The sequence below is a fragment of the Haloarcula sp. CBA1131 genome, from assembly GCF_008728975.1.
Classification (GTDB): Archaea; Halobacteriota; Halobacteria; order Halobacteriales; family Haloarculaceae; genus Haloarcula; species Haloarcula hispanica.
Map to the genome: position 1 here is coordinate 2,628,365 of NZ_RPCY01000001.1, position 16,669 is coordinate 2,645,033.

Genomic DNA, 16,669 nt, shown 5'->3' on the forward strand with positions numbered 1-16,669 from the left:
CCGGGCATGGACATCACGATTACCGAATCGACGGTCGAGGGGACGGCGCAAGCACCGCCGTCGAAGAGCTACACGCACCGGGCGGTGCTGGCTGCGGGCTACGCCGACGGCGCGGTCGTCCACGACCCGCTCGTGAGTGCGGATACGAAGGCCACAATGCGAGCGGTCGAGGCCTACGGCGGGAGCGTCTCACTGGCTGAAGACGAGTCGACGGTCGAAGTGACGGGCTTCGACGGCCGGCCGGAGACGCCGGACGACGTGATCGACTGTGCCAACAGCGGGACGACGATGCGGCTGGTCACCGCGACAGCCGCACTGCAGGACGGCCTCGCGGTACTGACTGGCGACGAGTCCCTCCGGTCGCGTCCCCAGGGGCCACTGCTCGACGCCATCGAACAACTTGATGGCAACGCCGAATCGACTCGCCGGAACGGGCAGGCCCCGCTCGTGGTCGGCGGCGGCATCGACGGCGGCGGGGTCGAAATTCCCGGCGACGTGTCCTCGCAGTACATCACCGCCTTGCTGATGGCGGGGGCCGTCTCGCCGGACGGCATCGATATCGACCTGACGACCGAGCTGAAATCGTCGCCGTACGTCGATATCACGCTGGAGGTGCTGGACGCGTTCGACATCAACGCCCAGAAGACCGATACCGGGTTCACCGTCGAGGGCGGTCAGTCCTACACGCCAGCGGGCGGCGACTACAACGTCCCCGGGGACTTCTCGTCGATGAGCTACCTGCTCGCGGCCGGTGCGCTCGCCGCCGAGGACGGCCTGCGCGTCACGTCGGCGTTCCCCAGCGCTCAGGGCGACGCCGCCATCGTCGACATCCTCGACCGGATGGGGGCCGACCTCGACTGGGACGAGGAAACCGGCGAAATCACCGTCACGCAGTCCGAGCTAACCGGTATCGAGGTCGGCGTCGAAGACACGCCGGACCTCCTGCCGACCATCGCGACGCTTGGGGCCGCCGCCGACGGCGTCACCCGAATTACCGACGCCGAGCACGTCCGGTACAAGGAGACTGACCGCGTGAGCGCGATGGCTGAAGAACTGACGAAGATGGGCGCTGAGGTGGAGGAACACCAGGACGAACTGTTCGTCTACGGCGCGGACAGTGACCTCATCGGCACGACCGTCGAAGGCCGCGCGGACCACCGCATCATCATGTCGCTGGCCGTCGCCGGCCTCGTCGCCGACGGCGAGACAACTGTGACCGGCGCGGAACACGTCGACGTGTCCTTCCCGGACTTCTTCGACGTGCTCGATTCGCTCGGCGCGGCCGTCGAGCGGTAGATAGCGGGGATACCGACGCTATCGTCGCCTATAGCGGGACAAGCACCGGCCACATCTACAAGGTTCAAATGCCCCCAACCCCGACACCACTGTAATGAACGGCAACGAGTTCGGTCGTCTGTTCCGCATGACGACCTACGGCGAGTCCCACGGGGAGGCGATGGGCTGTACCGTCTCCGGCGTCCCGGCGGGCGTCGAACTCTCAGCGGAAGAGATACAGAAAGACCTCGACCGGCGCAAGCCCGGCCAGTCGATGATTACCACCTCCCGGGGCGAACCGGATAAGGTGACGATTAACTCCGGGATTCAGGACGGGTACACGACGGGCACGCCCATCGGAATGGTTATCGAGAACAAGGACGCCCGCTCGGGCAAGTACGAGCCATTCATTACGGCTCCGCGACCGTCCCACGGCGACTACACCTACTCCGCGAAGTTCGGGACCCGAAACTGGGGCGGCGGCGGCCGGTCCTCGGCCCGCGAGACAGTCAACTGGGTCGCCGCCGGCGGCGTCGCCAAGCAGATCCTCGAACAGTCCGACTACGACGTCCAGATCAAGGCCCACGTCTGCCAGATCGGCGACGTCGAGGCCGGCCCGGTGACCTTCGAGGACATGCTCGAACACAGCGAGGAAAACGAGGTCCGCTGTGCCGACCCCGACGCGGCCAAGGAGATGCGCGACCTGGCCGACAAGCACCAGAAGGAGGGCGACTCCATCGGCGGCGCGATTTACTTCGAATGTCGCGGCGTCCCGTCCGGCCTCGGCGCGCCACGGTTCGATAGCTTCCCGTCCCGGCTCGGCCAGGCGATGTACTCGATTCCGGCGGTCAACGACTTCGAGTACGGCATCGGCCGCGAGGCCCGGACGACGAAGGGCAGCGAGTACACCGAGAACTGGGAGTTTAGTGAGGACGGCCACCCCACGCCTGTCGGCAACGACCACGGCGGCATCCAGGGGGGCATCACGACCGGCCAGCCAATCTACGGCGAGGTGTCGTGGCACGCGCCGGTGTCGATTCCCAAGACCCAGAAGACGGTCGACTGGGAGACGGGCGAAGGCAAGGAAATTACCGTCACCGGCCGCCACGACCCGGTCCTGCCGCCGCGGGCGGTCCCGGTCGTCGAGGCCATGCTGGCCTGTACGGTCCTCGACTTCATGCTGCTCGGCGGCCGCATCAACCCCGACCGGCTCGACGACCGACCGGGCGAGTACGACACCGACTACCACCCGTCCAGCCCACAGAACGACCCCGAGGACGCGGACACCCACGCGAAAACCATCGACGACGAGTAAGATGGACGCACATCAGGAGTCAAAGTCGAACCCGTTCGGGATGGACGAGGAGTGCCAGAACTGCCCCGCACTGTGTGAGACGCGCGAGAACGTCGTCCACGGCTACGGCGACGTGGGCGCTGAGTTCATCGTCCTCGGCGACTCGCCCGCAGTCGGCGCTGACGAGTCCGGTATCCCCTTTACCGGCGAGCAAGAGCGCGAACTGCTCGACATCCTCGCCGCGGTCGACATGTGCTCGGACCCGAACGCCGACAGGCCGCAGCTACAGAACACCTTCCTGACGTACGTGACCCGCTGTCGCCATCCCGGCAGGGCGGCGACCGACGAGGAGGTCGTCAACTGCGAACCGTATCTCAACAGCGAGATACGGATGATAAATCCCGAGATATTGCTACCGGTCGGCCAGCGCCCCCTCGAAGAGTTAGCCTTCGAGTACACGACGATGAGCGAGGACGAACTCGACGTCGAGGACCGCCACGCGACGACGATCCGCGGTCGGGGATTCGAGATCCTCCCGATGATTCCGCCGAGTGAACAGACCGATGCGGAACGGACAGCGTTTCTGGAGCACCTCAGCGAGACGCTTGGACAGGACTACCGGCAGACGAAGGGCCGACGCGGGCGGTAGTCAGGTATCGGACTGGACTTCGGTCTCAGCGGTCTGGAGCAACTCTTCCGGGCTCGACACTGTCCCGTACTCAGTTGCCGCCTGTAGCCGGTTTTCGGCGTCGTGGCGGTACTGGCTCGCCTGTGTCGATTCGCCCTGTTCGCTGGCGTAAGTCATGCCGCTGAGCCACTCGGCGGCCTGCCAGAGACAGGTCGCTTTCTTGCGCGCCCGTTCCGCTAACTCGGTCAGCGAGTCGTCGTCCGCTTCGCGAACAGTCGTCGTGAACTCCTCGACGCTTTCCTCGAAGTCCGACGCGGCACTGTCGAACCCACCGCGAGCGAGCGCCATCTCCCCGTCTTCGACGGTCGCTAGCGCGTCGGATAGCTGCCGGCGCGCTTCGCGATACCGCGTGTAGCCGATATGGTACGCCCGTTGTGCCGCCGCAGTCCCGGACAACGTGGCCTCGCGTTCGCAGTCGCGGCATACGATCTTGGGTCGTGGCTCCCCGAGAACCCGGTACTCCGACCCACATCCGTCACATCTGTAGGTCTGGGATTGCTCCATATAGTTTCTCTTAGTTATCAAATACTGCTCACATCTTATAATTGTTCTGTAGCTGCGTCGGAACACAAGCGACTAATCACAGTCGGGCCGAGAAGACAGTATGACTACGGTAACTGTACTGGCTGATCCGCCAGTCGAAGGGGTCGTGTTACAGGACCTGGCGGGCGACCTCTTGGACGACGCCGAGGCGGCCAAGCTGTACGAAGCCATGCTGCTCGACGTCTGTCGTGCGGTGGAGATCAGCGGGGCCGAGCTGTTGGTGAACTACCGTGCCTCGGAGCAGGTCCCGGACGGCGTAGACCCCGAGACCGCGGTGCGAGAGCCAGTGACAGAGGCCCTCGAATCACCGGGCAACGCCCGGTTCGAGGTACAGGTCGGCTCGACGTTCGCCGGTCGGGTCGGGAACACTGTCACACACCTCCTCAACCGGGAAGACGTCGCAACCGTCGCCGCCGTCGAACCGACAGCGGCACTGTTGAACCGCCAACTCATCGACAGCGCGGCGATGAAACTCCGATCCAGCGGCGTGGTACTCGGCCCTGCTGAGGGCGGCCGTGTCTACTACGCGGGTTTCGGTGAGCCGATAGATTTCGAGGACAGCTACGCCACCCCGGCGGTCGAAACCATCGGCGAGCGCGCCGCGGATGCCGGCCTCGACGTGGACTTTCTCCCGTCAACGCCGGTCCTCGAAACGCAATCGGATCTCAAAACGATGGTTCCGCTGCTACGCGCCCGGAACCGAGCTGGTCGGGTCGTACCGGAACGGACGATGACGTTCTTCGATGACCTCGGAATCCGTGTTGTCGACAACGACGGCGAGCCGACCGTGGTCCGAGAGACCGACAGGTCTTAGAAGGCCCACGCAGTATGCCCGACTGCGGTGGGATGGCAGAGCGGCCTATTGCGCCTGCCTTGAAAGCAGGTATCCTCACGGATTCCTGGGTTCAAATCCCAGTCCCACCGTATTTTGCCACGAACAAACCGTGAGTGGCAAGTACACCAGCTGAGATTTGAAGCCGACGAGTCGCAGCCCTCGCAACGGCGTGAGCAGGACCGTCTCGGCTCGGTTCAAATTCCAGTCCCACCGTATTGCTCCGAGCAAATACGCGAGGAGCCATCGGTATGTACTGGCGGTTTGAACCCTGCAAGTCGCAGCGCACACAGTGAGTGCGACCGTCTTGCTCTGGTTCGAATGCAACTACAGCAACGTTCGGTCCAGTCCAAGAGCCTACAGAAGAGGTGGACAGAATTCGCTGCCTTCCGATGTGTAGGCACAGTTTACCGAACCGAAGCAATCGGGCGGTTTTATGTCGATGGTCCGGATTATATCCGTGTAATGGTACGTGAAGATAGGTCCCCAAGACAGCATCTTCCGGGCCTCCCAATCGTCTGTGTCGTCTCTCTCCTCCTCGCAGCCACGGTAGCGGGCCCCGCTGTTGCTGAACCGAGTCTGTTCGTGTCCGGCGCGTCGAAAGACGCGAACACGATACTGGCCGGTGAATCAGTAAACGTTACCGCAACGGTCCATAACACCGGCAGTTCGGGCGGTGCGATGGGTATCGAGTACGTAGTAAACGGCACGACTAGAGCGACCGAACGGGTGGTCGTCGACGCCGACTCGTCGGTCGAGCGGACGCGGGCACTGGAGTTCGATGCCCCCGGAACGTACAGGATTAAGGTCCAGAGCCCAGGGAAATCAGCTGGGCGAGTCAAGGTCAAGCCGGCACTAGTCGAGACAACGCGTACGGACTCGACTACGCGGCAGCTCAAGATACGCGGTGGGACAGTCCCGACGAACGAACCCTACGAACTGAACGTATCGGAACAAACGAACCGATCCTTTGCCGTCCAGTCCTGGACGGTCAACGCATCACGGCAGGCATTCACGCAGGACGTGACCGAGTACACTGATCCCAGCGCGGCAGACCTTGCGGTACCGTCCGGTGACGACGCATCGGTGTTCGGTGTGGTGACTGTCGGGTCGTCGGACGGCGTCGAGCCGTCGTCGATGCAGTTCGCGCTGGACCGCTCAACACTCCAGTCAGCCGGAATAGCACCACAGGATGTCCGCGTGTATCATCGCATCAACGGATCCTGGAAAGCCGCCGAAACGACCGTCGCCACGGAGCAGCCCGACCGTATCGTTTACGAGGCGGATACCGCAGGGACGACGGCCTACGCCATCGGGAAAATTGAGCCGTCGTTCTCCGTCACACGAACGTCAGTCGTCAGCGAACAGGCGACAGACGGATATCGGGTCAGCGTCAGAGGGACTGTCGAAAACGCCGGCAGTGCCCCAGGCACGTACGACGCGCAGATGCGGGTAGACGACGAGGTCGTCAACCAGACCTCAGTGACTGTGCCGGCAGACACCGAACAGACCGTGACGCTGTCGACGGTCGTGACGACGCCGGGGACGTTCCAGATCAGCTTCAACGACGCCAACGCCGGTGAAATCAAAGTAACCGAGAGCCAGCTCCAGACCGACGAGAACGGCGGTGCCGAGCCGAAGACAGAGCCGACGGGAACGGAGCCAGCAGTCCAGACCGAACCCGCGGGTGACGGTGACGGCGGACTCGGGCCGCTCCCGGCGACGGTCATGGGCCTCAGTACAGTGCTGGTCATCGGCGGACTTCTCGGTGCGTTGCTCCTGTTCGGCGTCGTCATCGTGCTCCTCCGACGGGGTGGCAGCCGGAACGACAGCGGCTTCGAACTGTAGGCGGGGAGAGAAACCCTTTTTGTGCCAGTGTCCAGAGAATCGCGTATGGATTGGCCACACGATCCGGACGGTGAGGAAGGAAGCGAGGGCCGGCGCAAGTACGGCCACGCTGTGCTGGCGAAGAAAGTCGACGAGGACGAGGACTTCCCACTGACTGCCGAGGAATACGTCGAACAGTACGGGGACCACCCGGTTCGGATCGACTACGAGACGGTCGTCAGCGTGGCGGACATCTTCGAATACGTCGATCAGGAGGAGTTCGAAGACTTCCCGGACTTCCACAAATCTCTCGGGCGCGCGCTGCGCGAAGCGGACTGGTGGCCGTACAGACTCGAACAGGCCTGACTGCGAAGTGTGTGGGCACGACACATACTTGTGGGAGGCCGATGTAGCGTCGCGTATGGCGACGACATCTTCAAGCGGCGACCGCACCGAGCAGGGACTCCCCGAGGAGGTTGTTGCCGATCTGTTGTCGGACGACACTCGCCGTCGTGCGCTCTCGATACTGGCAGACCGCGGTGAACCGGTTGTCGTAGCAGACCTCGCGGCGGCGGTTCTGGCGGCCCAGCGTGACATCGAGCCAGCGGCAGTCCCTGACACTGACAGGGACGAACTCACCGAGGAACTGTTCACCGAACACCTCCCGAAACTGACGGCAACAGATATCGTAACATACGATTCGATGGTCGGGACCGTCGAGATACAGCGCCCCGACGCGGTGCCGACTGACCCCCGTTGAATCGGCTCGCATGTCCGGAGTCCGACACCGGCCGGACCGGCCTTCAGTCCACTCTGCCGGTTAATTTCGACAGAGCAATACCCGTTGCTTCTAAACGAACGATGGACAGTGACCAACACCCAGATCACCCATATACAGATTGATAACTACGGGCCGTGGACTGTGACGCCTGAGCCCCGCCGTGAAGTCGACCTGCAGACGCTCCAGTCCCGGTTGTACGCTGACCTCGCACAGTTGTTCGGGAACCGCGACGGCTACATCTTCTTCTCGCGGTTCGACAACATGATCGCCGTGACGAACGGACTGGACGAGGCGGCACACGCACTCATTCAGGAGTCCGTCGGCAATCGCTACCCGGTGACGATGAGCCTCTCGGTCGCGACGGGAACGACACCCGTCTCGGCGCTGGGAACGGCAACAGAGCAGCTACAGGAGGCCGGTAGCGCACAGGACAAGGGCCGGCGAGAAGTGCTACGCGGTCAGACGATCGACGAGGAGTTCCGGAAGCCCACAGACGTGCAACTCGCGCATTTCGATGTCGACGACGCCACCGAGAAGTACACCGACCAGCTCAACGAGTTCGACACGTTCATCCAGATCGAGCAGGGGTACGCGGCGCTCATGAAGTATATGCGCGAAGCCCACGACTCGTTGTCGTTTTTCGTCGGCGGCGACAACGTCATCGCGGTCTGTCCGGACCTGGACGAGGCGGACTACCACGACGCAATCAACCACGTCCGTGACGCGGTCGACGTAGAGTTGAAAGTCGGTGTCGGACGCGGGCGGACGGCAGCTACGGCCGGGATGGACGCCAAGCACGCGTTAGAGACCTGTCGGGCGACTGGCGAGGCCGTTACCATCGAAACCGAGACAACCGAGTAAGTTGTGAACCACGCGATATAAACGTAGTGGAGGTATCTTTTAGACCGGTCGTGTGGTACTTAGACACATGAACGGTGAGGTCACTGTGCGGGAGGTTATGAACAGAGAGTACGTCGGCGCAAGCGAGTCCGACGACCTCCTCGAAACGACGGAGTTGCTGATCCGAGAGGACCAGCATCCGATTCTCGTGTTACGGGGGAACGAACCGGTCGGTGTCGCGACGGACAGAGACGTACTGGCATACATCGTCGACGGCGGTGACCCGGAGACTGCCACCGTCGGCGACGTGATGCGTGAATCCATTCCGACAATCGGACCCGATGCTGGACTCCCGGCGGCCCGGGACCGAATGGCGACACGGTCCGCGGAGTTTCTCCTGGTAACGGCTGACGGAGAACCCCTCGGAACGCTGACCGAGCACGACATCCTCTCGACTGCGAGGTTAGAGAGCGAGTCGACGGAGGTCGCCGAGCAACCCTCGACGGTTGCGACGACCGGGCAGGAAGCCACCACCGACGGGATGCAGTCCGCCGTCGAGGATTCGTTCGATAATCAGGGCATCTGTTCCGCCTGTAGCACGTTTACACGGGACCTGGCGTCGTTCAACGGGCAACTCCTCTGTGCGGACTGTCGTGACGTCTGACCCACGCCAGCCGGCCCCGCCTCTCACAGCGGACGGATACGGCGGCGTAGCCGAACTGTTTTGACCGTACGACACGGAGTACCACCGTGGAAATCGCCACCGCCTCGATGGACGACGTGGACACCATCGTCGACCTGTGGGTCCGACTGGCGGAGAGCCAACGTACCCACGGGTCACATCTGTTCGGGGACCGGAACCGGACCGCGGTCCGGGAGACTGTCGTACAGCGCGTTGTCGCCGAGAACGTCCGTATCGCCCGGATAGACCGGCAGATCGTCGGGTTCGTCATGGTGACCATCGACAGCGGCCGGTACGAACAAGACGAAACGCGGGGCATCATCGAGAACATCTTCGTGGAACCGGTCCACAGGAGTCAGGGAGTCGGTAGCGAACTGCTCGATACGGCGGAGGAACTACTTCGCGAAGCCGGTGCGGATATCCTCGCGCTGGAGGCGATGGCGGACAACGAATCCGCCCGACAGTTCTACCGAGCGCACGGCTACGCACCACACCGGATCGAGCTCGAAAAGCCGACCGAAAACGATACTCTCTAAACGGTCCCCACACAACGCAGGTATGCAACCGCGCCAGGGGAGCTTGGGTGGTCCAAGCACTCGACTTGTAATCGAGAGTTCGTGGGTTCAAATCCCACCCCTGGCTTCACGTTTTTACCGCTGGGGCGCATACGGTGGCGCATGAGTGAATCCGAAGGAGAACTCCCGGACAACGACGAAGAGTGGCGCGAAATTCTCTCCGACGAGGAGTACCGAATCCTCCGCGAGTCCGGAACAGAGCCGCGGTTCAGCAGCGACCTCATCGACGTAGAAGACGAGGGCGTGTTCACCTGTGCCGGCTGTGGGACAGAACTGTTCGATAGCGACAGGAAGTTCGAATCGGAGACTGGCTGGCCGAGCTTCTGGGACGTGTATCAGGAAGGCAACGTCGAGACACAGGCGGACAACAGCCACGGGATGGAGCGAACGGAAGTCGTCTGTGCCGAGTGTGGCGGTCATCTAGGCCACGTATTCGACGACGGACCGGAGCCGAGCGGGAAGCGATACTGCATCAACGGCGCGGCGCTCGACTTCGAGTCGGAGTAGCGACCACCGGAACCCTTTTTTCCGTCATTGAAGTTGATACGGCTAGACGTGACTGAACACGGGACCGACGAGGCGGACAACGAGGGGGCCGGGGCGCCGGTCGACGAGTCGCTGGTGGACGAGCCACCGACCGCCGCTGCCGAGCAGCCACAGCCGGAGAGTCACCTGCTAGCTGAGAGCCTCCGAACGTTTCCGTGGCTCCGGGCTGCCGGCGTCGCCGCCGGGACGCTGGCTGTCGAGTATCTGCTCGTCACGCTGCTGTTTCTCGTCGGCCCGCCGGAGGTCGGCCTGCAGGAGCTGTCGGACCGGCTGATCCAGTACGGGTTCGTGCTGTACAACGCCCATCATGTGCCGACACTGGTGACTGCGACAGGTGCCGAGGTGTACGGCTCGGCCGCGCGGAACGTCCTGTACGGTGTTGAGAACGCGAGCATCCCCCCTATCGTCTATTTCCTGATACCAATCGTCTCGCTGCTCACCGTCGGCGCACTGTTCGAACGCTACCGCGGCGATTCCCGGTCGGACAGCCTGCTCGAAGAGGCGGCGCTCGTCGGGACCGGCATCGGCTTTGGCTACGTCGTCACTGGGTTTATCGGGAGCTTCGTATTCGTCCGGACAGTTATGTTCGACGGCGGGGGCGAGGGACAGGCCGCGCCAGCGGTGCTGTGGCTCCTGATTCTGATGTTCTTCCTCCCACTGATATTTGCGAGCCTCGGCGCGGCCGCCCGCTACCTCTACACCGACTGGGCTTCGGGCGCGTAGGTCGTCTCGATAAATTCGAGGATGCGCTCGGACTCGGCCATCGTGACCCCGCGGTCGTCGTCGACCAGCACCGGGACGCCCCGCTGGCCGGAGACCCGCTTCACTTCGTCACGTTCTGAGTGCAGCGCCTCGACCCAGACGCTGTCGTAGTCGATGTCGAGTTCGTCCAGTCGGTCGGCGACCTTCTCGCAGTACGGACAGCCGTCGAGCTGGTAGAGCGTCAGGCTCATACTGAGCGGTACGGACGCCGCCCTCAAGGTGGTTGTGCTCGAAAAAACGCGACAGCCGATCTGTCGTTACTCGTACAGCCAGGGCGCGTCGATCTGGTCCCAGTCGACGAGTTCGTCCTCGTCGAAGAACAGCTCGATTTCGCGCTCGTTTGCGCCCTCGTCCTCGTGGTCGGAGCCGTGGATGACGTTCCGACCGAGGTCGAGGCCGTAGTCGCCGCGGATGGTGCCGGGAGCCGACTCGGCCGGGTCAGTCTCGCCCATCATGGTGCGGACCTGCCGGGTCGCGTCCTGACCTTCCCAGACCATCGCGAACACGGGACCGGAGGTGATGAAGTCGACGAGCCCGTCGAAGAACGGCTTGTCCTCGTGCTCGCCGTAGTGCTCCTCAGCGAGCTCCTGGTCGATCTGCATGAACTTGCCGCCGACCATCTTCAGGCCGCGGTCCTCGAAACGGGAGACGATGTCCCCGATGAGGCCGCGCTGGACGCCGTCGGGCTTGACCATCACGAACGTGCGCTCGTGCTCGGACATTACGCTTCAGCCTCCTCGGCTTCTTCGTCCTCGACGTCTTCGTCCGCGTCGGTCTCGTCAGCGTCGTCGGCGTCAGCTTCGTCCGCAGCCGCTTCCTCGTCGGTGTCTGCGTCAGCTTCCTCGGCATCAGCTGCCGGCTCTGCTTCCGCCTCTTCAGCTTCGTCTTCAACCTCTGTCTCGACCGCACCGGCTTCGCCGCGGGCAGTGTCGGTCCATTCGAGGTTGCGGGCCTCGCGGCCCAGATCGGCGTTGTTCTCGCACTTCGAGGAACAGAAGTGCGTGGTCGCGCCGTCCTTGTGGACGAACATCGTGCCCGTGCCGGGTTCGATGTCTGTGCCGCAGTAGTCACATTCGCGTGTCCGGGGCATGGTTACTGCCCTCCGATGGTGTCGGCCTCGCGAGCCGTCTCGCGGAGCTGGAGCACGTCACCTTCGCGGACCGGACCGAGAACGTTGCGCGTGATGATGCGCCCCTGGTTCTCGCCTTCGCGGATGCGGCACTTGACCTGCATGGCCTCGCCGTGCATCCCCGTCCGGCCCACGACTTCGATAACCTCGGCGGGCGTGGAACCGCTGCTTTCGGATTCCTCAGCGCTCATCCGAGGTCACCTCACCGAAGCTCCTCGACCTTGTCGGCGATGTCCTCGACATCGGCGTCAGCCTCACCGGCGTCGGTGACGGCTGCGGCGGCCGAGCCGACTTCGAGCCCGGCGGCGTGTCCGAGGTCGTCCTGCTGCTCGACGAAGATGAAGGGGACACCCTTCTCGTCGGCGAGTTCCGGAATGTGCATGACGATCTCCTCGGGCTGGACGTCTTCGGCGACGAAGACGAGCTCGGCGGAGCCGCGCTCGATGGACTTGGTCGTTTCGTTTGTACCCTTCTTTACAGCGCCTGTGTCCCGGGCGACCTCGAGCGCCTCGAGGGCGTCGTCTTCGAGGTCCGCGGGAACGTCGAAATCTACGTATACTGGCATTTGTATGTTCACCTCCTGCGCGCGAGCTCAGGCTCCCCCGCCGTGTCCGGGCCGCGGGGCCCGTCACACCGTGATGGTGTGTATCCTGAAAAGGCTGGGAGCATCATCAACTCGGCGCAGGCTGTACCCCATTCTGTGCCACCGGCCCTAAAAGCGCTTTCGAAGCCGAAATCGCGTGCCAGGCCGGCACACGGGTGCTGTCGGTGGGTCTGCCTACTTTACGGCCGCCGACGCATCGGCCAGCGCAGCCCTCGCGTCGGAGACAAGACGGGCAACCACCTCACCGGCGGGCCGAACGTTCTGTGCGAGGCCGGCGCTCTGACCGGCGTAGTGGGGCAGGGCTTCGACGTCGCCGGTCATGCCCGCAAGCGGGGGCATATCAGCAAGCCGACTGATCGGCTCGCCGTCTGGCATCTGTGCGATCTGTTCGGAATCGCTACCGTCGCTTTCCCCACCTGAATCGGCACCGGCCTGCTGCCTGACCTCATCAGTTTCGAGTACCCGGTGTGGCTGGTCCGGCCAGCCCCGGTCGAACAGTTCGGTGAACCGCGTCGCCGTCTCGGGCGCGTCGACGATGCGTTCCCGGTAGGTCTCGTGTGCCCCCGATTCTGTGGTCGCCACGAACCGAGTGCCGAACCAGCCGCCGTCAGCCCCAAGTGTCAGCGCCGCCGCGAGGCCGCGACCGTCGCCGAGACCGCCGGCCGCGACGACGGGTACGTCGACGGCGTCGGCCACTCGCGGGAGCAGGGCGAAAGTCGTCACGTCGCTCTGGACGTGGCCGCCGGCTTCCCGGCCCTGCGCGACCACGATATCGGCACCGGCATCGACGGCAGCCCTGGCCTCGGCGGCGCTGGCGACCGTTACCAGTGCTGTTCCGCCAGCCTCGTGCACCCGGTCGATGTACGGCCTGGCATCGCCAAAGGAGAAGGAGACGACCGACGCGCCCGCGTCCAGACACGCATCGAGACATGCCGACGGCGAGAGCACGCCCGTCGACTCGTCGAGGACGACGTTGACGCCGACCACGCCGTCGGTCGCGCTCGCGGCCGCCGTGTACGCATCACGGATCGCGTCGGCGTCGCGCCACGACATCGCCAGCATCCCGAGGCCGCCCGCGTCCGCGACTGCCGCAGCCAGTGCCGGTGTGGAGACGCTCCCGACCGGTGCCTGTACGACTGGGTGGTCGATACCTATCGCAGAGCAGAGCGGGGTCTGGAGGGGTGCCATGCCGGCGACTGTGTCCGATCCGGTAAAAGCGTACCTCGATAGCGCCGTGACCGTCAGGTCCATACTGGCGCGTCCGCCACCACCGGTATGGACATCGCGCGCTCGCTCCGAGCCGAGGCCCGCCGCGCAAACGAGCGGCGACTGCTCGTGCTGGCGGGCGACCCCGACCGGACGCGGGAGCGAGCGAGGGCAGCCCTCGACGCTGCGGATATCCCCAGCGCTGAGACGACCGTCGTCGGCCCGGAGCCGTTCCTCGACTGTGAACACCACGAGCAGTCCCGCGCCGAGGAACTCCTCGGGCGGACCCGGACGGCCGTCGTCGTCGATGTGCACGAGGAACTGCGGCCGGACGCGGTCGGGCGGACCGTCGGTGCAGTCGACGGCGGCGGCCTCTACGTTATTCTCGCGCCGCCGCTGGACCGATGGCCCGAGGAGCGCGACGGGTTCGACGCCTCACTCGCAGTCCCGCCGTTCAGCGTCGAAGACGTGAGCGGCCACTTCCGCCGTCGGTTCGTCGAAACGCTGCGAGCACACCGAGGTATCGCTATCGTCGACGTCGACAGGGGCACTGTCGAGCAGGACGGCCTGACGGACCCGCCACCGAGCCGCCCGGTTCCGAGCCCGACCCCGCCAACCGACGCGTGGTTCCGCGCCGAGACCTACGCTCAGTGTCTCACCGACGACCAGCGGGACGCGGTCCAGGCATTCGAATCCCTGCAGACCGCCGGCGAGGCAGTCGTGGTCGAGGCCGACCGGGGGCGAGGGAAATCCAGCGCCGCCGGGCTGGCAGCCGGAAACCTCGCCGCGGCGGACAGGGACGTACTGGTGACCGGGCCGCAGTACCGGAGCGCCGCCGAGGTGTTCGCGCGGGCGGCACATCTACTGGAGACGCTTGGCGTTGATTTCACGCGCGACCAGGCATCCGGACCACAGCGGCTCGGCATTGCGGGGGCGGGCTGTGTGCGGTACGCACCGCCGGACGAAGCCGCGGCACTTCCGGACGACCCCGACGTGGTCATCGTCGACGAGGCCGCGGCCCTGCCGGTCCGGCGACTCGAACAGTACCTCGATGCTCCGGCGGTCGCTTTTACCACGACCGTCCACGGCTACGAGGGGGCGGGCCGGGGCTTCTCCGTGCGGTTCCGGGATCGACTCGCGGAGAGCGACCACACGGTTACCGACGTGTCGATGACGACACCGATCAGGTACAGCGACGCCGACCCCGTGGAGGTGTGGGCGTTCCGGGCGCTGTTGCTGGACGCCCGCCCGCCAGCCGACCAACTCATCGCGGATGCGACGCCGGAGAGCGTACAGTATCGCCGGCTCTCGACGGCTGACCTGCTCGCCGACGAACACCTGCTCCGGGAGGTCTTCGGCCTGCTCGTGCTGGCACATTACCGGACGGAACCCTCGGACCTGGCCCGGCTGCTCGACGCGCCCAATCTCACCGTTCGGGCGCTGACCCACGGGGGCCACGTCGTCGCGGTGGCGTTGCTGGCACAGGAGGGCGGGCTCTCGGCAGACACGCGAGCCACGATGTACGAGGGCGGGCGGGTCCGTGGGAACATGCTCCCGGACGTGCTGTCGACGCAGCTCCGGGACGAGGCCGCCGGGATTCCGGTCGGCCAGCGGGTCCTCCGCATCGCGACCCACGCCGCGGTCCGGTCCCGCGGGCTCGGCTCCGAACTCCTCTCGGAAATCAAGACGGAGTTCGCCGACCAAGTGGACTGGCTTGGGGTCAGCTACGGTGCGACGCCGGAACTCGTCCGCTTCTGGGCGGACAACGGTTACAGTACCGTGCACCTCGCCACCTCGCGGAACGCGACCAGTGGCGAGTACTCCGTCGTGATGCTGGACCCCTGTTCCGACGACGGGGCGGCGCTCTCGACCCGACACGGTGGATGGTTTCAGGACCGCATCGCGGCGGTGCTGTCAGACTCGCTCGACGACTGCGACCCCGACGTGGTTCGGGCAGTGCTACGAGCGACTGACAGCGAACCGTCCCTCTCCCTCTCTGAGTGGGAATGGCGGCTAGTTGCCGGCGTCCCCGGCGGTGCGTCGGTTCTCGACACGAACCCGAAGCCGTTCCGTGAACTCAGCCGGCGACACCTCTCAGACCCGGCCGACCCAGCCGCGCTTTCGCCACGGGAGGAGCGCCTGCTTGTCCGAAAGGTCTTGCAAGCGCAGCCGTGGCCGGCCGTTACCGAGGAACTGGCGTTCGTCTCTGAGCGGGAGTGTATGCGAACGCTGGGCGGAATAGTCGAAAGGTTGACGCGTCTGTACGGCGACGGTTGGGTACAGGAGGAACTCGATAGACACCAATGAGCCTGCTCGGCCTCGAAACGCTGCTGTTTGTACTCGCGTTTGTGCTCCTGGTCGGCGGCGTCATCGGTAGCCTTACGCCCCAGGTCCCCGGCGCGCTCGTCTCGCTCGCCGGCGTCTATCTCTACTGGGTCGCAAGCGGGATGACCGAACCCGGGACGGTCCTGCTCGTCCTGTTGACGCTGGTCGGCCTGCTGACGTGGGCCGTCGACATAGCGGGCGGTGCCGTCGCCGCACGCGTCGGCGGGGCGTCGAACTGGACGGCGGTGCTGGCCGGCCTCGTGGCGCTCGTCCTCTTTTTCGTCACCGGCCCGCTCGGCATCCTGCTGGGGGTCGCCGGCACGGTGTTCGTCGTCGAGTTCTACCGGCAGGAGGACGCTCGCGGGAGCGCGAAGGCCGCGCTCGTGACGACCGCCGGAATGCTGGCCTCCGGCGTCGTCCAGGCCCTGCTAACCGCGTCGATACTGGTCACCATGGTCGCCGTCGCGCTCCTATGACTCGGTGTGCCGAGGACGACTGCGAGAACGAGGCCGCGGTCGAACTCCACATCCCCTGGGATGCGAACCGTCAAGTGTGTCCGGACCACGCCCGCGTCTGGGCACAGAAGGACGGCGTCGTCCCCGCGCCGATGGACGGCCACGAGGACGAGTGGTCGTAGGCTGTTGTTCTCCCGACAGACGGATTAGTTCACACGAAGGTATCAGTTAGGGTGGCTGTCAACCGTTCACGAAGAAAATATAATAATAATTGGGTTTGAATACGACAGATGAGGCATGTTATC

22 protein-coding genes and 2 tRNA genes are annotated in these 16,669 nt (G+C 64.6%); 17 read left to right on the forward strand and 7 right to left on the reverse strand.

Annotated elements, in window-relative coordinates; genetic code table 11:
* Positions 1-6 precede the first annotated feature (6 nt).
* The 3 genes from aroA (at position 7) to Har1131_RS13320 (ending at position 3,218) form a co-directional block, all read left to right on the forward strand.
* Positions 7-1,296, forward strand: coding sequence for a 3-phosphoshikimate 1-carboxyvinyltransferase (gene aroA / locus Har1131_RS13310; RefSeq protein ID WP_151146835.1), 1,290 nt, complete (start codon positions 7-9; stop codon positions 1,294-1,296).
* A 94-nt stretch (positions 1,297-1,390) separates the two neighbouring features.
* Positions 1,391-2,590, forward strand: coding sequence for a chorismate synthase (gene aroC, locus Har1131_RS13315; protein WP_151146839.1), 1,200 nt, complete (start codon positions 1,391-1,393; stop codon positions 2,588-2,590).
* A 1-nt stretch (position 2,591) separates the two neighbouring features.
* Entirely contained in the window at positions 2,592-3,218 is a 627-nt protein-coding gene (locus Har1131_RS13320) for a uracil-DNA glycosylase family protein (protein WP_151146842.1), read from the forward strand.
* On the opposite strand, the gene Har1131_RS13325 is transcribed toward Har1131_RS13320, so the two are convergent.
* On the reverse strand, positions 3,219-3,761 hold the full coding sequence (locus Har1131_RS13325; RefSeq protein WP_050006898.1) for a hypothetical protein: 543 nt from the start codon (positions 3,759-3,761) through the stop codon (positions 3,219-3,221).
* 100 nt (positions 3,762-3,861) lie between these two features.
* On the opposite strand from Har1131_RS13325, the gene Har1131_RS13330 reads away from it, so the two are divergent.
* From Har1131_RS13330 to Har1131_RS13380, 11 genes are all read left to right on the forward strand, one after another.
* Positions 3,862-4,614 carry a hypothetical protein gene (locus Har1131_RS13330; RefSeq protein WP_151146844.1) on the forward strand — a complete coding sequence of 251 codons (753 nt, stop codon included), beginning with the start codon at positions 3,862-3,864 and terminating at the stop codon, positions 4,612-4,614.
* A 26-nt stretch (positions 4,615-4,640) separates the two neighbouring features.
* Positions 4,641-4,724 (forward strand) — tRNA-Ser (locus tag Har1131_RS13335).
* Positions 4,725-5,217: 493 nt separating this feature from the next.
* Entirely contained in the window at positions 5,218-6,480 is a 1,263-nt protein-coding gene (locus tag Har1131_RS13340) for a PGF-pre-PGF domain-containing protein (RefSeq protein WP_014039793.1), read from the forward strand.
* 45 nt (positions 6,481-6,525) lie between these two features.
* A complete protein-coding gene (locus tag Har1131_RS13345) occupies positions 6,526-6,825 on the forward strand; it encodes a DUF5785 family protein (RefSeq protein ID WP_004593490.1) in 300 nt (99 codons plus the stop codon).
* Positions 6,826-6,880: 55 nt separating this feature from the next.
* The gene (locus tag Har1131_RS13350; RefSeq protein ID WP_064288342.1) at positions 6,881-7,219 is read left to right on the forward strand and encodes a hypothetical protein; all 339 of its coding nucleotides are present in this window, start codon (positions 6,881-6,883) and stop codon (positions 7,217-7,219) included.
* Between the two features lie 108 nt (positions 7,220-7,327).
* Positions 7,328-8,101 carry a GTP cyclohydrolase III gene (locus tag Har1131_RS13355; protein ID WP_014039791.1) on the forward strand — a complete coding sequence of 258 codons (774 nt, stop codon included), beginning with the start codon at positions 7,328-7,330 and terminating at the stop codon, positions 8,099-8,101.
* A gap of 67 nt (positions 8,102-8,168) precedes the next feature.
* Entirely contained in the window at positions 8,169-8,744 is a 576-nt protein-coding gene (locus Har1131_RS13360; RefSeq protein WP_044951729.1) for a CBS domain-containing protein, read from the forward strand.
* A gap of 86 nt (positions 8,745-8,830) precedes the next feature.
* Positions 8,831-9,298 carry an N-acetyltransferase gene (locus tag Har1131_RS13365; protein ID WP_014039789.1) on the forward strand — a complete coding sequence of 156 codons (468 nt, stop codon included), beginning with the start codon at positions 8,831-8,833 and terminating at the stop codon, positions 9,296-9,298.
* 32 nt (positions 9,299-9,330) lie between these two features.
* Positions 9,331-9,404 (forward strand) — tRNA-Thr (locus Har1131_RS13370).
* A gap of 35 nt (positions 9,405-9,439) precedes the next feature.
* Positions 9,440-9,844 (forward strand): peptide-methionine (R)-S-oxide reductase MsrB, encoded by a 405-nt coding sequence (gene msrB / locus Har1131_RS13375; RefSeq protein WP_014039788.1) that lies wholly within the window; start codon positions 9,440-9,442, stop codon positions 9,842-9,844.
* 48 nt (positions 9,845-9,892) lie between these two features.
* A complete protein-coding gene (locus Har1131_RS13380; protein ID WP_014039787.1) occupies positions 9,893-10,606 on the forward strand; it encodes a hypothetical protein in 714 nt (237 codons plus the stop codon).
* Here Har1131_RS13380 and Har1131_RS13385 read toward each other — a convergent pair.
* The 6 genes from Har1131_RS13385 to Har1131_RS13410 all read right to left on the reverse strand — a co-directional run bounded on the left by Har1131_RS13385 (position 10,579) and on the right by Har1131_RS13410 (position 13,566).
* A complete protein-coding gene (locus Har1131_RS13385) occupies positions 10,579-10,836 on the reverse strand; it encodes a glutaredoxin (RefSeq protein ID WP_014039786.1) in 258 nt (85 codons plus the stop codon). The two genes, Har1131_RS13380 and Har1131_RS13385, sit on opposite strands and share 28 nt — an antisense overlap.
* A 66-nt stretch (positions 10,837-10,902) precedes the next feature.
* A complete protein-coding gene (ndk, locus tag Har1131_RS13390; protein ID WP_008310318.1) occupies positions 10,903-11,367 on the reverse strand; it encodes a nucleoside-diphosphate kinase in 465 nt (154 codons plus the stop codon).
* Positions 11,367-11,735, reverse strand: a complete 369-nt coding sequence (locus Har1131_RS13395; protein ID WP_014039785.1) for a 50S ribosomal protein L24e — start codon at positions 11,733-11,735, stop codon at positions 11,367-11,369. Before Har1131_RS13395 ends, ndk begins: the two co-directional genes overlap by 1 nt.
* Before the next feature lie 2 nt (positions 11,736-11,737).
* Positions 11,738-11,965, reverse strand: coding sequence for a 30S ribosomal protein S28e (locus tag Har1131_RS13400; RefSeq protein ID WP_004516764.1), 228 nt, complete (start codon positions 11,963-11,965; stop codon positions 11,738-11,740).
* Positions 11,966-11,976: 11 nt separating this feature from the next.
* Entirely contained in the window at positions 11,977-12,339 is a 363-nt protein-coding gene (rpl7ae, locus tag Har1131_RS13405; RefSeq protein WP_004593501.1) for a 50S ribosomal protein L7Ae, read from the reverse strand.
* 213 nt (positions 12,340-12,552) lie between these two features.
* The gene (locus Har1131_RS13410) at positions 12,553-13,566 is read right to left on the reverse strand and encodes a nitronate monooxygenase family protein (RefSeq protein ID WP_151147286.1); all 1,014 of its coding nucleotides are present in this window, start codon (positions 13,564-13,566) and stop codon (positions 12,553-12,555) included.
* A gap of 87 nt (positions 13,567-13,653) precedes the next feature.
* Between Har1131_RS13410 and tmcA the strand changes: the two genes are divergently transcribed.
* The 3 genes from tmcA to Har1131_RS21815 are packed head-to-tail and all read left to right on the forward strand — an operon-like array spanning position 13,654 to position 16,546.
* Positions 13,654-15,891 (forward strand): tRNA(Met) cytidine acetyltransferase TmcA, encoded by a 2,238-nt coding sequence (gene tmcA, locus Har1131_RS13415; protein ID WP_151146847.1) that lies wholly within the window; start codon positions 13,654-13,656, stop codon positions 15,889-15,891.
* Positions 15,888-16,385 (forward strand): DUF456 domain-containing protein, encoded by a 498-nt coding sequence (locus Har1131_RS13420; RefSeq protein WP_050037691.1) that lies wholly within the window; start codon positions 15,888-15,890, stop codon positions 16,383-16,385. The genes tmcA and Har1131_RS13420 overlap by 4 nt, the downstream gene beginning before the upstream one ends.
* Positions 16,382-16,546, forward strand: a complete 165-nt coding sequence (locus tag Har1131_RS21815) for a hypothetical protein (protein ID WP_191907480.1) — start codon at positions 16,382-16,384, stop codon at positions 16,544-16,546. The genes Har1131_RS13420 and Har1131_RS21815 overlap by 4 nt, the downstream gene beginning before the upstream one ends.
* Positions 16,547-16,669: the final 123 nt, after the last annotated feature.

Excerpts from the sequence above, each read along its gene's own strand:
- aroA (WP_151146835.1), top strand. The coding sequence starts at position 7 with ATGGACATCACGATTACCGAATCGACGGTCGAGGGGACGGCGCAAGCA.
- aroC (WP_151146839.1), top strand. The coding sequence starts at position 1,391 with ATGAACGGCAACGAGTTCGGTCGTCTGTTCCGCATGACGACCTACGGC.
- Har1131_RS13320 (WP_151146842.1), top strand. The coding sequence starts at position 2,592 with ATGGACGCACATCAGGAGTCAAAGTCGAACCCGTTCGGGATGGACGAG.
- Har1131_RS13325 (WP_050006898.1), bottom strand. The coding sequence starts at position 3,761 with ATGGAGCAATCCCAGACCTACAGATGTGACGGATGTGGGTCGGAGTAC.
- Har1131_RS13330 (WP_151146844.1), top strand. The coding sequence starts at position 3,862 with ATGACTACGGTAACTGTACTGGCTGATCCGCCAGTCGAAGGGGTCGTG.
- Har1131_RS13345 (WP_004593490.1), top strand. The coding sequence starts at position 6,526 with ATGGATTGGCCACACGATCCGGACGGTGAGGAAGGAAGCGAGGGCCGG.
- Har1131_RS13350 (WP_064288342.1), top strand. The coding sequence starts at position 6,881 with ATGGCGACGACATCTTCAAGCGGCGACCGCACCGAGCAGGGACTCCCC.
- Har1131_RS13360 (WP_044951729.1), top strand. The coding sequence starts at position 8,169 with ATGAACGGTGAGGTCACTGTGCGGGAGGTTATGAACAGAGAGTACGTC.
- msrB (WP_014039788.1), top strand. The coding sequence starts at position 9,440 with ATGAGTGAATCCGAAGGAGAACTCCCGGACAACGACGAAGAGTGGCGC.
- Har1131_RS13385 (WP_014039786.1), bottom strand. The coding sequence starts at position 10,836 with ATGAGCCTGACGCTCTACCAGCTCGACGGCTGTCCGTACTGCGAGAAG.
- ndk (WP_008310318.1), bottom strand. The coding sequence starts at position 11,367 with ATGTCCGAGCACGAGCGCACGTTCGTGATGGTCAAGCCCGACGGCGTC.
- Har1131_RS13395 (WP_014039785.1), bottom strand. The coding sequence starts at position 11,735 with ATGCCCCGGACACGCGAATGTGACTACTGCGGCACAGACATCGAACCC.
- Har1131_RS13400 (WP_004516764.1), bottom strand. The coding sequence starts at position 11,965 with ATGAGCGCTGAGGAATCCGAAAGCAGCGGTTCCACGCCCGCCGAGGTT.
- rpl7ae (WP_004593501.1), bottom strand. The coding sequence starts at position 12,339 with ATGCCAGTATACGTAGATTTCGACGTTCCCGCGGACCTCGAAGACGAC.
- Har1131_RS13410 (WP_151147286.1), bottom strand. The coding sequence starts at position 13,566 with ATGGCACCCCTCCAGACCCCGCTCTGCTCTGCGATAGGTATCGACCAC.
- tmcA (WP_151146847.1), top strand. The coding sequence starts at position 13,654 with ATGGACATCGCGCGCTCGCTCCGAGCCGAGGCCCGCCGCGCAAACGAG.
- Har1131_RS13420 (WP_050037691.1), top strand. The coding sequence starts at position 15,888 with ATGAGCCTGCTCGGCCTCGAAACGCTGCTGTTTGTACTCGCGTTTGTG.
- Har1131_RS21815 (WP_191907480.1), top strand. The coding sequence starts at position 16,382 with ATGACTCGGTGTGCCGAGGACGACTGCGAGAACGAGGCCGCGGTCGAA.